Source organism: Cytobacillus sp. FSL R7-0696, from assembly GCF_038006865.1.
GTDB lineage: Bacteria > Bacillota > Bacilli > Bacillales > Cytobacillaceae > Cytobacillus > Cytobacillus kochii.
Genome location: NZ_JBBOWA010000001.1, coordinates 604,712 through 619,551, shown reverse-complemented (window position 1 = coordinate 619,551; position 14,840 = coordinate 604,712). Strand labels below are relative to the sequence as shown.

Sequence of the window (14,840 nt, the reverse complement as noted above, 5' to 3'; positions counted from 1 at the left end):
AGTGGTAAAGTGATAAATATAACGAGGTGACTTTAAAAATGAAAAAGCATACTTTAGGGTCTTTATTATGGATGAGGATAGCTAGATTTACACATCAAAGTAACTTATTATCTAATGAGTTTTTAAAAAAATATCAATTAACTGCTTCCCAGTTTGATGTTCTTACACAGGTAGCAGCTTACGAACCTATTACCCAACAAGAGCTAGCTGATAAATTAACGGTAAGCCAAGGGGGGGTATCTAGAATGCTTTCAAAACTAGAAAAAGAAGGATTGATTATAAAAGCAGTAAAATGGAAAACGAAAAAAATTTCTCTCACAGCAAAAGGGAAGACTAAACTAGCTACTGCATATGAGGCCCAATTACATTTTCAAACTTCCTTTTTTGATGAATCACTCTCACAGGATGAGCAGAAGATTCTTTATCAGTTATTATCAAAACTACAAAAAAATAGTGATCAGAAGAAAAAATCCATTATATAGGAGAGGATTAAATGACGTACATTGCAGGTCATCATCATACATCTATGATTACAAAGGATGCGAATAAAAATAATCACTTTTATAAGAATATACTTGGTTTAAGACGGGTTAAGATGACTGTAAATCAGGATGATCCCTCTATGTATCATCTGTTTTTCGGAGATGAAATCGGAAGTCCAGGCACAGAATTAACATTTTTTGAAATACCGATGGCAGGTAGAACCCATAAAGGAACAAATAGTATTACCCGCATTGGATTACTTGTTCCATCCTATGAGAGTTTACTGTTTTGGTCTGAACGTTTTAAGCAATTAAAAGTAAAACATGGAGAAATTACAGAATATACGCAACGCCCCAGTCTATCATTTGAAGATCCCGATGGCTTGCAATTAGTGCTTATTGTCTCTGAGCAAAGCCTGTCATTTTGGAGAGGTTGGTCTCAATCACTTATCCCTAAGGAGCATCAAATTATGGGCATGGGCCCAGTTGAAATGACAGTGAGAAGACCCGAGAAGTTACAGGACACGCTAGTGAATATGTTTGGCTACTCTATTTCTTATCAAGAAGAAAAATTAACGGTCTATCAATCATTAGCAGGAGAACCGTTCGGTGAAATTGTGGTGATTGAAAAAGATGGACCAGATGAGAGACCAGGACGAGGCAGTGTTCATCATTTAGCAATCCGAGTAAAAGACGAAGAGGAACTGAAATATTGGGAAAGTAAAGTAAGAGAAAAAGGTTTTTTAACAAATGGTATTATCGATCGCTATTATTTTAAAAGCCTATACTTTAGAGAATCTAATGGTATCCTTTTTGAAATTGCGACAGATGGTCCCGGGTTCACAATTGATACCGATCTCGTGCATTTAGGAGAAACTTTAGATCTTCCGCCATTCCTCGAAGAACGCCGAGAAGAAATAGAAAAGATGCTTAAACCTATAGAGGAGAATGAATAATGGAAAAATACCGGATAAATAAAGAGAATGGTCTGGAGTTCGGCTTGTACTCATTGGGTGATCACATTCCTAATGCTAAAACAGGCAAACGAATATCCGCGCAAAAGAGACTAAATGAAATCATCGAGGCAAGTCAATTAGCTGAAGAAGCAGGTATTGATGTATTTGGCCTAGGTGAGAGCCATCAAACTTATTTTACAACTCAAGCACATACCGTTGTACTTGGTGCGATTGCCCAGGCAACGAAAAAAATAAAATTATCAAGTTCAGCAACAGTATTAAGTGTATCTGATCCTGTTAGGGTATATGAGGATTTTGCTACAATTGACTTGCTTTCAGGTGGCCGTGCTGAAATTGTCGCGGGTCGAGGTTCTAGAGTAGGAGCTTATCAATTATTGGGTATAGACTTGGCTCATTATGAAGATATCTTTGAGGAAAAGTTGGCCTTATTAAAGCAACTGAATGAGGAAGAAAGGGTGACATGGTCGGGAAGATTCCGTGCGCCATTAGATAATGCTGAAGTGCTTCCACGGCCTCTGAATGGTTCACTTCCTATTTGGAGAGGTGTTGGCGGTCCACCAGCTAGTGCCGTTAAAGCAGGTAAAATGGGCATTCCAATGGTATTAACAACCTTAGGTGGTCCGGCAGATAATTTCAAAATATCTGTAGATGCTTATCGCCAGACGTTAGAGGAGAATGGATTCCAAGCCAACCAATATCCAATTGCAACTACGAGTTTATTTTATGTTGCAGATACAACTCGAGAAGCGCTTGAAGGAATGTATCCTTATCTAAATGGTGGCTTTCAAGCGATTAGAGGTGGAGGGGGTTACCCTATTCAGCAATTCACACAAGCGCCCGATGTAAGGGATGCTTTAATGGTTGGGAGTAAGCAACAAATTATTGAGAAAATTCTCTATCAATATGAATTATTTGGGATGCAAAGGTTTTTAGCACAAATCGATTTTGGTGGAGTACCTTTCGCCGATGTAATGAAAAATATAGAGATTATTGGGAATGACATTATTCCAGCAGTGAAGAAATATACAAGAGAAGAGAAGTCGTCCGAAATTTAATAGAAGCAAAGAAGCCACCCTATTGAAGGTGGCTTCTTTTTATATCTTTTCAGTATCGATAATATTCATCTCTTTTATATGATTTTTTGCCTCTTGATCACCTAATTGATAAATCATCTCATAAAGACGCATCAAAATTTGATCATATTCAGGGTTAGGCGATTTTTTATGATACTCAAGAAAAGGAACTTGAGCTCTAGCAAAGGTTTTTAACTCGGCATTATAGTTCTCATCTAAAAAGCGGTTTAGCTCAGCAATTTCAGCACCTGTTGCATATACTCTAAACTGCCAATCATGACCATCCATTGTGTCAAGTATTGTACCGTTTTCAAGGTTGATATAGTAAGCTTCTCTATTACCGTCCATTTAAACCTCTCCTTTTTTTTCGGATAGTCATGTTATTCCCTGTTGGACTCGTAGATAAACAAACTATTAAATAACTATTTTTATTTGCCTTACCTCAATAGTATGCCATTGAATCATTTGTTTTTAACTTAATTGTTCTAAATATCGGTATAATGTAGATTTACTGATCCCTGTTTGTTCTTTAATTTCTAATAAAGTGAAATTTTTTGTTTGATACATTTCAATCGCTTTTTTAACATTTTCATCAGGCTTTTTTGGTCTACCACTCGATTTCCCTTGTTCTTTTGCTTTTGTTAATCCTCTTCTGGTATTTTCACTGATTACGTCACTTTGAAAGGAAATAAGCTTATTTAACATGGGTAAGAAATACTTACCCGTTTCATCACTTGTATCGATTTCTTCATGTATTGCTTGGAAATAAATTTTTCGCTCATCTAACTCATTTAATAATTCTGCGAGATGATTCGTGGAGTCAGCTAATACGTTCAGTCTAGCGACAATCACTTTATCACCTTTTTGCAAATGGTTTAATAAATCCTTTAATTTATTTCTTCTTTTTGGTGAGGTATGTGCTTCTTGAAAGTATATATCGCAATCTTTTAAGTAGGTATATTGCTCATCTATATCTAAATCATGTAGAGGTCGTAGATATCCCGCGAACATAATCATTGCTCCTTTTCTTCTTAAAATGAAATAAGAACTAATAGTTGCAAACGTAATTAAAGATATCATATCACATCACCTGAAAATTTCTTGATATGACATAATTAATCCCAAAAACGTTCCTTTATGAAACTTTTTGTGTTAAAATCTTCTCATTGCCTAAAAAAAAGATGTGAATGAGGTGTTTAGGATTGATTACATGGAAAGATCAGTGGTTTTCAAATATTAGAGGAGATATATTATCAGGCATTGTAGTTGCACTTGCACTTATCCCAGAGGCAATCGCCTTTTCTATTATAGCTGGTGTTGATCCAATGGTAGGGTTATATGCATCTGTTTGTATTGCTATTATTATCTCTTTTACAGGTGGGAGACCCGGAATGATATCTGCAGCAACGGGAGCAATGGCACTCTTAATGGTTCCTTTAGTAAAAGAATACGGTTTGAATTATTTACTTGCTGCAACTATTTTAACTGGAGTCATTCAATTTTTATTTGGTGTATTTAAAATAGCTAAGGTAATGAAATTTATCCCGAGAGCTGTCATGATGGGGTTTGTTAATGCACTTGCCATTCTCATTTTTATGGCACAGGTGCCTCATATTTTAGGAGAGTCTTATATGACTTTCATCTTTTTAGCTATTACTCTTTTAATTATTTATATTGTACCAAGGTTTATCAAGGTCATACCGGCTCCACTCATTGCGATTGTTTTCCTTTCAGCAGCCGCTATTTTTTTTCAAGCTGATATGAAAACGGTCGGGGATTTAGGAGCGATTTCACAAACATTACCAAGCTTCTTCCTACCGAATGTCCCATTTAATTTAGAAACGTTGATGATTATACTCCCCTTTTCTGTTGCTTTGGCAATTGTTGGGTTGCTCGAGTCATTATTAACTACTCAAATTGTAGACGATATGACTGATACTGTTGGAGATAAGAATAAAGAAGCAAGAGGGCAAGGGATTGCTAACTTTGTAACGGGATTCTTTGGGGGAATGGCAGGTTGTGCAATGATTGGACAATCCGTTATCAATGTGAAGTCGGGTGGTCGAGGACGTCTATCAACACTTGTAGCTGGACTTGTATTAATGTTTTTGATCCTTGTGTTAGGAGGAGTCGTTGTCCAGATTCCAATGCCTGTGTTAGTAGGTATTATGGTTATGGTCTCTATAGGTACCTTTGATTGGTCTTCTTTTGCTTATTTGAAAAAGGCACCATTATCTGATTCGTTAGTGATGTTAGTTACAGTCGGGATCGTTGTGTACACACATGACTTATCTAAAGGTGTTATTGCTGGTGTCATATTAAGTGCTATATGCTTCGCAGCGAAAATATCAAAGGTAAAAATAACAAAGACAATCGACCACACAAATTGTTTAACAAATTATCAGGTTCAAGGGCAAATATTCTTTGTCTCAGTTGATGCTTTTTTAGAAAAAATAGATTTTGACGTAAAAAAAGAGACGATTGTATTGGATTTCACTCAAGCTCATATTTGGGATGATTCAGGTGTTGGTGCGTTGGATAAAGCGATCTTGAAGCTCAAAGAAAACGGAAATTCCGTTAGAGTTCGAGGTTTAAACGATGATAGTGAACAAATAGTTAAGCGATTAGCTGTCAGTCAACATGAGATACAAAAGAGTTAGGTAAACGATATCATCATTTAAGATGTGTAAAAAAGTTGCGAGATGCTCGGCACTCGCAACTTTTTAATTGTAGAAAGTAATGATAAGTTTTTTTCCCTTACCTTTGAGTTAAAAGAAAATTCATAATTATTTTTTAATGAATGATTTTCATTCATTATTTCTAAAATCTATTGTCGTCACTAATCACCCCATGATAAAATGCAGTGGTGCCTCAAATGGAGAGCGAATTGAATGATGGAGGATAGAAGCCATGAAAAAATATATATGGGATAGTATTGTCATTGTCTTTGGTGCGTTTCTTTTTGCATTAGCTATTAATCTGTTTGTCATCCCGAGTGAACTTAGTGAAGGCGGAGTTACTGGATTGACAATTATATTCTATTATCTTTTTGAATGGTCTCCTGGATTAGTGAGTTTCATATTAAATGCCATTTTATTGATTGCAGGTTATAAATTTTTAACGAAACAAACCGTCATATATACGATTATTGCTGTTATTTCGCTTTCTCTTTCCTTACATTTAACTGAAGGGTGGAACATTGATTCGAATGAGATATTAGTTAATGCCATTTTTGGAGGAATATTCTCTGGAGTTGGCATTGGATTAATTATTCGTGTTGGTGGTACTACAGCTGGAACAACCATTCTTGCGAAGATGACAAATAAGTTTTTAGGATGGAGTATTAGTTATAGCTTATTATTTTTTGATATTCTTGTTGTCTTAAGTTCTTATTTCATTATTGGTGCAGAGAAAGTAATGATTACACTCATTATGTTATATGTCGGTACAAAAGTGATGGAGCTCATTATTGAAGGATTAAATCCTAAAAAGGCAGTCACAATTATATCGAAAGAGTCAGACACGATTGCCCAACAAATCAATCAAAAACTCGACCGTGGAGTTACAGTAATGAACGGAAGAGGATATTATACAAAGCAAGCAAAGGAAGTACTATATATTGTTATTAGTAAACAAGAAATTATGAAATTGAAAAAAATTGTTTTAGCAACGGATCACACAGCCTTTGTTGCCATACATGATGTACGCGATGTGTTTGGTGAGGGGTTTGGAGATATGTCAAAAGGATGAGAAGCCGGCGATGAGCTGGCTTTTTCTTTTGGAAATGTAAAAGTTTGAAGTATTAGAGTGTAACTATTTAGAATGTGATTTTCAAAAAAGGAGAGACCGCCGCTCATTGGAGAAGCGTAGTTACCTCAAGTGGCTTAAAAGAAGTTAGGAAGTCAGACTTGTTGAAAAACAGCAGAGCTTAGCGCAATTTAGAACACTAAAAGGATATTGACTTTCTATAGAGACGAAAGTGGCATATAATTGCGCATTGAATAGATGAGCTAACTGATAGGCAAATATGGCGTAAATCATGTAGAATAGGAGGGATGGTGTTTTATTCGAGATATTTATAGAAGGAGAAAGAAAATGACAGAGAAGATAAATGATTTACAACAAGTCCAAATCAAGCCTTTGCCGATTGCAATTGTGTTAATGATTGCTGCTTTTATTGGATTATTTAGTGAAACGGCACTTAACATGGCTTTTACGAATATTATGGTGGACTATCAGATTGAAGCACATGCGGTTCAGTGGCTGACAACAGGGTTTTTATTAGTACTTGGTGTTTTAGTACCAGTTTCAGGGTTACTTATTCAATGGTTCAGTACAAGGCAATTATTCGCTGCTTCCCTTATATTCTCAATTATTGGTACATTGATTGGTGCGTTATCAATTAGTTTTCCTATGTTATTAATATGTCGTGTGATCCAAGCGATAGGGACAGCATTGTTATTACCATTAATGACGAATGTGATTCTACTTATTTTCCCTGCGAATAAGCGTGGAAGTGTGATGGGCCTTATGGGCTTAGTCATTATGTGTGCACCTGCTATTGGCCCAACCATTTCAGGATTATTGATTGATCAATGGGGATGGCATTCTATATTTTGGTTATCATTACCTATATTAATCATTACTTTAGTTATTGGAATGGCTTTTATGCAAAATGTTTCTACCATTACGAAGCCCCGAATTGATTTTGTTTCATTGTTATTATCGACGATTGGTTTTGGTGGCGTTGTATACGGATTTAGCAGTGCGGGAGAGGGAAATGGGTCGTGGGCCAGTCCTTTAGTACTCTTCCCAATTGTAATTGGAGTAATTAGTTTATTGTTATTCTCTATCCGCCAGTTACGTAGTCCAGAGCCAATGCTCGATTTACGTGTTTTCGCTCATCCAATGTTTTCTTTAGGAACGATTATGGTTTTCTTATGTATGATGATGATTTTGTCGTCTGCTATCCTATTACCACTCTACTTAAAAGGTGGATTATTACTAACTGCACTAGCAGCAGGTCTTGTGTTGCTACCAGGTGGATTAATTAACGGTTTAATGTCTCCAGTTACAGGGCGGCTTTTTGACCGGTTTGGTCCAAGGTATTTAATTATACCTGGTTTCGTTTTAACAACAATTATGACCTTTTTATTTACTAGAGTAACAACGGAAACGAGTTCAGCTTTGATTATTTTCCTTCATACGGTGATGTTAATCGGCGTGGCGATGATTATGATGCCAGCTCAAACGAATGGATTAAATCAGCTGTCAAAAAGGCATTATCCCGATGGATCAGCGATTATGAATACACTATCGCAAATTGCTGGTGCCATTGGTACTGCGGTTGCTATTAGTTTAATGGCAGCGGGCCAATCCAGCTATATACCTAAAGAAGGTATGGCAAATACAGCTATCGCAGCTGAAGCACTAACAACCGGTGTTCAAACAGCGTTTTATCTTGGGCTAATTGCTTCTATCATCGGACTGATTTTATCTTTCTTTGTAAAAAGAGTATATGTTGAGAATGAAACAAAATAAAACTCGCCATTTGGCGAGTTTTTTAACTATGATTTACTATAATTGTTCTACTGCATGTGGCTCTAAGATGACTTCGATGTTATTGCGTACAGCTTTAGAATACGGACAAGTTTCATGCGCTTTATGAACCAGTTTTTCTAATGTCTCCTGATCGGTCCCTTTTGCTTTAATATTTAATTTCACTTGTAAGCTATAGCCTTCTTTTTCATCCTTAAAGAGACTGACATTGCCAATTACTTCCGTATCTATCGGTGTCCGATCCATTTTAGATACACCTTGCAGGGCACTTTCAAAGCAAGCTGCATATCCTGCAGCGAATAATTGTTCTGGATTTGTCGCTTCGGGCATTTCTTTCGCTCTAGGTGTTCCTGGCATTGCTATTGCGACATTAAAGTTACCATCCTCTGATACCGCTGTACCTTCTCGTCCACCACTTACTGTAACAGTTGCTGTAAATAATTTCTTAGCCATTTGGATCGTCTCCTTTTTAGAAATAGATTGTACTATATATATAACCTTTTTTTGATGAGTTACACATTTTTTTTAAAATCTATTCAAAAAAATGAGGGTTTACGTTTGGCTCTTTCTAATAAATGTTTTGACCTCAGGAGGCGTATAAGTATAAAATTGCTGAATTAAATCAGCAGGACTCTCGCTAACTAGTGCCATTTTCAAAAATTTGTCTTGTAAAAATTGTTGTTCATTCATATGAGTAATCAGTGAGATTAAGAGGTCAAAATAGTGATCAATATTGAGGATACCAATAGGTTTTTGATGTAACCCTAACTGCCCCCAAGTAAACACCTCAAAAAATTCTTCTAATGTTCCGCAGCCACCTGGAAGCATAATAAATCCATCGGCAAGTTCTTCCATTTTATGTTTTCTTTCATGCATAGAATCAACGATGACTAGATCACTTAAGTTCGGATGGGCAATTTCTTTATCTTGAAGGAATTTAGGAATGACACCAATTACTTTTCCACCGTTGGCTAATGTACTATCTGCTACTGCACCCATTAAACCAATACTTGAACCGCCATATATGAGTGTGATACTTCTTTTAGCTAATTGCTCTCCTAAAATTTGTGCACCTTTCATATAGGAGGGATGTGCCCCTTGGCTTGAACCACAAAAGACTGCGAGTGCTTGCAAATTTTTCTACCCCCTTTTTATTTAATGAAGTATACTTATCTAAAGTATAGCAAATATTCTTATAAAATTTGAAGCGGCAGGTGGACCTATGAATGGTGTCGACATCATTACAGATTGTATGGCGACAAATTTTGAAATACAAAAGGTACAAACAGTACATCGGTTGAAATTGGCAGAATTTTGGGGCATTAAAGAAGGCGATCGTGTTTTAGAAATAGGTAGCGGCCAAGGTGACACCACAGCAGTATTAGCTTATTTAGTCGGTGAGGAGGGGTTTGTTCACGGTATTGATATTGCTTCTCCTACTTATGGAACACCAATCACACTAGGTGAATCCATTTCCTATTTGTTAAATTCAAAAATTGGCAAACAAATTCATATCGATTTCCATATGGATTTATTATCTGACCAAATTGAGTTCTTGGAAAAATCTTTTGATCATATTGTTTTTTCACATTGTGCATGGTATATGAACTCAATTGAGGAGTTTGCCGCATTAATGAAAAAAGTGAAAAAATGGGGAAAGAACCTATGTTTCGCTGAGTGGGATACGAGAATAAGTGTAGTTGAACAGTATCCACATTTATTATCAGTTCTCATTCAGGCCCAATATGAGTCTTTCAAAAAAGAGAGTGACGCTAATATTCGTACATTATTTACCCCATTTGATATACAAAAAGTGGTGAGGGAGGCAGGATGGGAAATAGAGAAAGAACATATTATTTTCTCTCCAGAGTTGCAAGATGCAAAATGGGAAGTGACTAAATTAGTAAGGGACTTGCATACTGAGTTAGAGCAATTAGGAGAAATACCTGAAAAGTTAAAGTCGCTTATCTTTTCCCAAATGTCCATATTAGAAGATTTTCGCGTGACAAATGAAATCACGCCATTATCTGTTTATGCGTTTACAGCTAAATAGCCATTGGACCAAATGAAATTTCTGTACTTAATATAGGTGTTTGTATTAGACAACTTATCACCTTCCAACATACCTTATTAAGGAATAAAACAGAATGGAGGTCTTAGCGTGAGCTATAAACAATGGAATAACCCAAATCAGGTGGCAGGTGCCCAATTGCCACATCAAGTGGCAGGTGCACAAATGCCTCATCAAGTGGCAGGTGCGCAAACAGGTGCACAATTGCCTCACCAAGTAGCAGGTGCTCAAACTGGTCCATGGGGTGGTCAACCGCAATTCTTATCCCCATCTCAGTCACCAGCACAACAAGGTCCGACTCAAGTTTCTCCAACTCAGCAATATGTAAAGCCGAATTATTCAAATACGAATATCAATCATGTACACCCTAGTCATACTACAAATGTTAATAAACATTGTATTACACACAAACATTATTTTCCACACACTGAATCCGTTGTAAATGAGTGTAAAGAACAACATATCATGTGTGGTAAGCCTTACAACCCTTGTCAAACAGGCGGTTGGGGTCCTAAAAGACCTTGGTAAATTTCTTTGAGAACTGTCTTTAATGGCAGTTCTTTTTTATTTTTTTGATAGTGATCAAAGGTTAATTACAAAAAGTATTCACGTTGACTTTACAAGGTACATAAAATGATGTATAGTTGGTTACACGAGTAATCAACCTATCAACTAGGTAGGAAGGGGTTAAAAGTGAAATCAGTCTTTGATGATTCTAAGCCAATATTTCAACAATTGGCAGAAACGATAGCAGATGATATTGTTGATGGTCACTTAAAAGAGGGAGATCAAGTACCTTCGACGACAGAGCTTTCTCAGTTTTATCAAATCAATCGAGCAACAGCACAAAAAGGTTTAGGGCTTCTTGTAGATAAAGAGCTGGTATTTAAACAGCGAGGTGTTGGCATGTTTGTAGCGAAAGGAGCGAAGGCGTTGTTATTAAAAGAAAGGCAAGCAGATTTCTATAAACAATATGTGCTACCTATGTTAGATGAAGCGAAACGCATCCATTTAAATGAAGAAGAAATTCTTCGACTTATAAGGGGGGAGAATGATGATTAAGATTCAAGGGCTCGATTTTAACTACGGATCCACACTTGCTTTAAAGAATGTAAACTTAGTAGAAGAAGAGCCTATTATTATGGGACTTTGGGGTCGGAATGGAGCAGGTAAAACGACATTAATGAAGCTGTTAGCAGGTTTGGAAAAACCAAAAAATGGCGTTATTGATATTCATGGAATCTCGCCCTACAATCATTCAGAAGGGATGAAGTATATTGCTTATATGCAGGAAAATCATCCGTTTTCTGAGTTTTGGAATGTGAAAGATGCATTAATGTTTGGAGCATATTTCAATCCAAATTGGGATCAGCAATATGCTGAAGAGCTGGTGGAATTGTTTGAATTACCTAAGAAGAAGCTGATAAGGAAATTTTCTAAAGGGATGCAAACAATGATAAAAATCGTCATTGGCTTAGCTAGTAAGGCGCCAGTAACAATTATGGATGAACCGACAAATGGGTTAGACGCATTTAGAAGAAAACAATTCTATGATGTATTGTTAGAGACATATGAAGACCATCCACGTTTGTTTATACTTTCCTCCCATCATATAGAGGAAATTGAACCACTATGTGAGAAAATAGCTGTTATTCATAACAAAACATTAGCTAGTTATACCGATACGGAAGAGTTAAAGCGAAGGGGGCTCATGTTAACTGGGCCTGCAGAAGAAGTACAAAAGCTCGTGCAGAGTCACCACCAAATACTTCAACAGAAAAAGTTACGTAACCAAATGCAAGTAATGATTGATGATGTAATAACTGATGAATGGCACACAATCGCGAATGCAAATAAGGTTCATCTAGAAAATGTTTCATTGCAAGACTATCTGGTGCAAAAAACAATGACACAGGAAGGGAGAGATTAACATGTTCTCTACTTTTAATGGACCGTTTAAATTAATGTTCGAAGATTTGAAGAAACAGACAATTATTATTCTCTCTATTACTGTGAGCATACTTATTCTATTTTCTATTAGTGGCTATTTAATTGGTGAGAATTTCACTGGTGCGATTTTTGGACCTATATATGGATTTTTTCTCATTTATCCGTTTTTACTCTATAATAAAACATATAAGTATGTTCTTTCACTAGGAGGAACAAGGCGGCAGTATCTTTTAAGTACAATAATTAATACAGTTTTATTTATCTTTATTAATACGGCTTTTCTTAACGTGATGTATCAGTTAAATTTATATTTATCAGAGAACAATGGTAATCCAGTTCATCTACAACATGTTGGCTTATTATTTCAAAGTGATAATCCAGTTCTTTATTGGTGGGCTGATGTTGTACTGTGTGTGTTTTTGTTTGGTGTCTTATTATTAGTCAATAGTCTATGGTTTTATTTAGGTACAATTAGGCTATTAATTGGGATAACGATTTTCGGTGGCATATTGGTTGTTTGGTTTACAAATGAAGGAATGGGTAAAATAATTGACTTATTTATTAATCATTTACTAACATTCATTCACATATTAGGATTCGCTGGTTTATGCGGTATGGCTTTATCCTACTTGATTATGCGAAACGGCCCACTGGAAAGAGGTGGCCATTTAGTAGGGATAAGATTAAAGAATAATTAACAATTATATATTGAAAAAGGTACTGCATGTCGCAGTGCTTTTTTTTCGAGGATATATAGTGAACACCTAACAACAATGAGAAGGAGGGGAGGAACCAAATCAGACATGTAAGAGAAAGACGAAAATTAGGGTAATTGGAATGTGGAGTGAAAGAATGGGGAAAGTAATGACAACATGATTCAAATCTTATGTTTCAGTAAAGTAAGAAGCATAGAGAATTGAAGTACGGAAAAAAAGATAAACGCTTGAAAAATCGATTTTTGCCATTTGGAAAAATAAAAAAGCTGAAAAAACTGTATGATATGTTAAAATAAACTCAAGAATTGAAAATGTTAAGGTTAGTGAGGACAAAAAGTTGAATAAACAATTAACAAAGGATTACTCACCCTATTTAACTTTTAATCGAAGTGAATGGTCAGCACTCAGTAGGAGATCAACCATTCCTTTAGAGGATTTGGATTTGCAGTCATTACAAGGGGTAAATGACCGATTATCATTGTCAGAAGTAACAGAAGTATATCAGCCTATTTCCCAACTTTTGAATTTGTACTATTTAAATGCAAAAAACATGCATAAAGATAGCAATCATTTCTTACAGATGGAAACAAAGAAGGTTCCTTATATTATTGGTATTGCAGGAAGTGTAGCAGTTGGTAAAAGTACGACGGCTAGAATGATTCAATATTTGATTTCGGAGTGGCCTGAACAGCCTAAGGTAGACCTAGTAACAACGGATGGATTTCTCTACCCAAATGAAATATTAGAATCAAAGGGACTTATGAAGAAGAAAGGCTTCCCGGAAAGTTATGATATCAGTAAGCTCTTCAAGTTTCTTTCTGAATTAAAATCGGGTCAATCAGTTGTGCAGGCACCTGTCTATTCACATTTAACGTATAATATTGTTCGTGATGAGATGCAAACGCTTACGGAACCTGATATTGTCATTGTAGAAGGTATTAATGTCTTACAGCCACCTAAAAATGTGAGAGGTAAAGATAAGCCCTTTATCTCAGACTTCTTTGACTTCTCTATTTATATCGACGCTGAGGAAGCGAATGTTGAGAAATGGTACAAAGAAAGATTCCAGCTACTTAGGAGTACTGCTTTTAAGAATCCAAAATCTTATTTTAATAAATTTGCCAAAATGAGTGAAGGGGAAGCTTTAGCAATTGCTGACCGTATTTGGAAGGAAACGAATCATACAAATTTAAAGAAGAATATATTGCCTACGAAGAACCGTGCTGATTTAATTATTGAAAAAGGCGAAGGCCATCGTGTGACAGAAGTAAAAGTTAGAAAGCTATAAAAGGAATCCCGACAATACCTGTACTAAAAAAAACTGAGTGATCATCACTCAGTTTTTTTCTATCAATGGCTAATACAAATCCGTCGTAACCTTTTTGACCAACTGTTTGTATAGCTGTAGATTCTACTTGGGGATGATTCTCAAGAAGGTCGAAGAAGGAGCGTACACCCTGTATGCGAGGGTCCGTACTATGTTCTTCAATGATTTCTCCATTTCTAACGATATTGTCGGCAATAATTACTGCTCCCTTATTAGCTAATTTTAAGGCCCAATTTAAGTATGCTGGATTATTCTCTTTATCAGCATCGATAAATATTAAATTAAATGGTACTTCTTTTTCCGCAAGAATAGGTAATGTTTCTAAAGCTTTACCTTCAATGATTTCAACTTGATCTGAAAATGGAGTCTGTTCAATGTTTTTACGAGCAACATTGGCATATTTTGAATTAGCTTCTAATGTATAAATTTTAGCCCCTTTATTAAGTGCTTTTGCAAACCAAAGACTACTATAGCCTCCAAGGGTGCCAATTTCTAGAATGTTTTTAGGGGAACGTAACTTTGTGATTAAGTAAAGAAGCTTTCCTTGAGTTGGTGATACATCAATGGCAGGTAAGTCTGCTTCCTCATTTGCTCGTAGTATATCTTCGAGCTCACTATCAATTGTAATTAATTTGTCGATTAAGTAATCATCCACATCAGACCACACAATTTTATCTTCCATCAT

General features: G+C 36.1%; 17 protein-coding genes. 12 read left to right on the top strand and 5 right to left on the bottom strand.

From position 1 onward, the window contains the following. The first annotated feature begins 38 nt into the window (after positions 1-38). Genes MKX29_RS03210 through MKX29_RS03200 form a run of 3 tightly spaced genes read left to right on the top strand, consistent with a single transcriptional unit; the run spans position 39 to position 2,514 of the window. Positions 39-482: a MarR family winged helix-turn-helix transcriptional regulator gene (locus MKX29_RS03210; RefSeq protein WP_341103927.1), complete on the top strand. Its 444-nt coding sequence runs from the start codon at positions 39-41 to the stop codon at positions 480-482. Positions 483-493: 11 nt separating this feature from the next. Next, entirely contained in the window at positions 494-1,438 is a 945-nt protein-coding gene (locus MKX29_RS03205) for a ring-cleaving dioxygenase (RefSeq protein ID WP_224934977.1), read from the top strand. Continuing rightward, entirely contained in the window at positions 1,438-2,514 is a 1,077-nt protein-coding gene (locus tag MKX29_RS03200) for an LLM class flavin-dependent oxidoreductase (protein WP_341103925.1), read from the top strand. Before MKX29_RS03205 ends, MKX29_RS03200 begins: the two co-directional genes overlap by 1 nt. A gap of 39 nt (positions 2,515-2,553) precedes the next feature. Here MKX29_RS03200 and MKX29_RS03195 read toward each other — a convergent pair whose 3' ends face one another. Both MKX29_RS03195 and MKX29_RS03190 read right to left on the bottom strand, forming a co-directional pair. Further along, a complete protein-coding gene (locus tag MKX29_RS03195; protein ID WP_224934981.1) occupies positions 2,554-2,880 on the bottom strand; it encodes a hydrolase in 327 nt (108 codons plus the stop codon). A 123-nt stretch (positions 2,881-3,003) separates the two neighbouring features. Further along, a complete protein-coding gene (locus MKX29_RS03190; protein WP_251162890.1) occupies positions 3,004-3,612 on the bottom strand; it encodes a recombinase family protein in 609 nt (202 codons plus the stop codon). 122 nt (positions 3,613-3,734) lie between these two features. Between MKX29_RS03190 and MKX29_RS03185 the strand changes: the two genes are divergently transcribed. From MKX29_RS03185 to MKX29_RS03175, 3 genes are all read left to right on the top strand, one after another. Further along, a complete protein-coding gene (locus MKX29_RS03185; RefSeq protein WP_251162891.1) occupies positions 3,735-5,192 on the top strand; it encodes a SulP family inorganic anion transporter in 1,458 nt (485 codons plus the stop codon). Positions 5,193-5,442: 250 nt separating this feature from the next. Beyond that, positions 5,443-6,282: a YitT family protein gene (locus MKX29_RS03180; protein WP_251162892.1), complete on the top strand. Its 840-nt coding sequence runs from the start codon at positions 5,443-5,445 to the stop codon at positions 6,280-6,282. A 345-nt stretch (positions 6,283-6,627) separates the two neighbouring features. Then, positions 6,628-8,073, top strand: a complete 1,446-nt coding sequence (locus MKX29_RS03175) for an MDR family MFS transporter (RefSeq protein ID WP_341103922.1) — start codon at positions 6,628-6,630, stop codon at positions 8,071-8,073. Positions 8,074-8,109: 36 nt separating this feature from the next. Here MKX29_RS03175 and MKX29_RS03170 read toward each other — a convergent pair whose 3' ends face one another. Next, positions 8,110-8,544, bottom strand: coding sequence for an organic hydroperoxide resistance protein (locus MKX29_RS03170; protein ID WP_224934991.1), 435 nt, complete (start codon positions 8,542-8,544; stop codon positions 8,110-8,112). A gap of 99 nt (positions 8,545-8,643) precedes the next feature. After that, positions 8,644-9,225 carry an LOG family protein gene (locus tag MKX29_RS03165; protein ID WP_224934992.1) on the bottom strand — a complete coding sequence of 194 codons (582 nt, stop codon included), beginning with the start codon at positions 9,223-9,225 and terminating at the stop codon, positions 8,644-8,646. An 88-nt stretch (positions 9,226-9,313) separates the two neighbouring features. On the opposite strand from MKX29_RS03165, the gene MKX29_RS03160 reads away from it, so the two are divergent. From MKX29_RS03160 to coaA, 6 genes are all read left to right on the top strand, one after another. Then, complete coding sequence (locus tag MKX29_RS03160) at positions 9,314-10,144, top strand: class I SAM-dependent methyltransferase (RefSeq protein ID WP_251162893.1); 831 nt, start codon at positions 9,314-9,316, stop codon at positions 10,142-10,144. A gap of 108 nt (positions 10,145-10,252) precedes the next feature. Then, the gene (locus MKX29_RS03155) at positions 10,253-10,690 is read left to right on the top strand and encodes a CotD family spore coat protein (protein WP_224934996.1); all 438 of its coding nucleotides are present in this window, start codon (positions 10,253-10,255) and stop codon (positions 10,688-10,690) included. Between the two features lie 165 nt (positions 10,691-10,855). Next, positions 10,856-11,224: a GntR family transcriptional regulator gene (locus MKX29_RS03150; RefSeq protein ID WP_224934998.1), complete on the top strand. Its 369-nt coding sequence runs from the start codon at positions 10,856-10,858 to the stop codon at positions 11,222-11,224. Further along, a complete protein-coding gene (locus tag MKX29_RS03145) occupies positions 11,217-12,092 on the top strand; it encodes an ABC transporter ATP-binding protein (protein ID WP_341103911.1) in 876 nt (291 codons plus the stop codon). Before MKX29_RS03150 ends, MKX29_RS03145 begins: the two co-directional genes overlap by 8 nt. A gap of 1 nt (position 12,093) precedes the next feature. Continuing rightward, positions 12,094-12,810 carry a hypothetical protein gene (locus tag MKX29_RS03140; RefSeq protein WP_224935002.1) on the top strand — a complete coding sequence of 239 codons (717 nt, stop codon included), beginning with the start codon at positions 12,094-12,096 and terminating at the stop codon, positions 12,808-12,810. Positions 12,811-13,165: 355 nt separating this feature from the next. Next, positions 13,166-14,116, top strand: coding sequence for a type I pantothenate kinase (coaA, locus tag MKX29_RS03135; protein ID WP_224935004.1), 951 nt, complete (start codon positions 13,166-13,168; stop codon positions 14,114-14,116). Here coaA and MKX29_RS03130 read toward each other — a convergent pair. After that, complete coding sequence (locus MKX29_RS03130; protein WP_341103908.1) at positions 14,103-14,837, bottom strand: O-methyltransferase; 735 nt, start codon at positions 14,835-14,837, stop codon at positions 14,103-14,105. The two genes, coaA and MKX29_RS03130, sit on opposite strands and share 14 nt — an antisense overlap. Positions 14,838-14,840: the final 3 nt, after the last annotated feature.

Coding starts and splice junctions, on each gene's coding strand:
- MKX29_RS03210 (WP_341103927.1), top strand. CDS start 39: ATGAAAAAGCATACTTTAGGGTCTTTATTATGGATGAGGATAGCTAGA.
- MKX29_RS03205 (WP_224934977.1), top strand. CDS start 494: ATGACGTACATTGCAGGTCATCATCATACATCTATGATTACAAAGGAT.
- MKX29_RS03200 (WP_341103925.1), top strand. CDS start 1,438: ATGGAAAAATACCGGATAAATAAAGAGAATGGTCTGGAGTTCGGCTTG.
- MKX29_RS03195 (WP_224934981.1), bottom strand. CDS start 2,880: ATGGACGGTAATAGAGAAGCTTACTATATCAACCTTGAAAACGGTACA.
- MKX29_RS03190 (WP_251162890.1), bottom strand. CDS start 3,612: ATGATATCTTTAATTACGTTTGCAACTATTAGTTCTTATTTCATTTTA.
- MKX29_RS03180 (WP_251162892.1), top strand. CDS start 5,443: ATGAAAAAATATATATGGGATAGTATTGTCATTGTCTTTGGTGCGTTT.
- MKX29_RS03175 (WP_341103922.1), top strand. CDS start 6,628: ATGACAGAGAAGATAAATGATTTACAACAAGTCCAAATCAAGCCTTTG.
- MKX29_RS03170 (WP_224934991.1), bottom strand. CDS start 8,544: ATGGCTAAGAAATTATTTACAGCAACTGTTACAGTAAGTGGTGGACGA.
- MKX29_RS03160 (WP_251162893.1), top strand. CDS start 9,314: ATGAATGGTGTCGACATCATTACAGATTGTATGGCGACAAATTTTGAA.
- MKX29_RS03145 (WP_341103911.1), top strand. CDS start 11,217: ATGATTAAGATTCAAGGGCTCGATTTTAACTACGGATCCACACTTGCT.
- MKX29_RS03140 (WP_224935002.1), top strand. CDS start 12,094: ATGTTCTCTACTTTTAATGGACCGTTTAAATTAATGTTCGAAGATTTG.
- MKX29_RS03130 (WP_341103908.1), bottom strand. CDS start 14,837: ATGGAAGATAAAATTGTGTGGTCTGATGTGGATGATTACTTAATCGAC.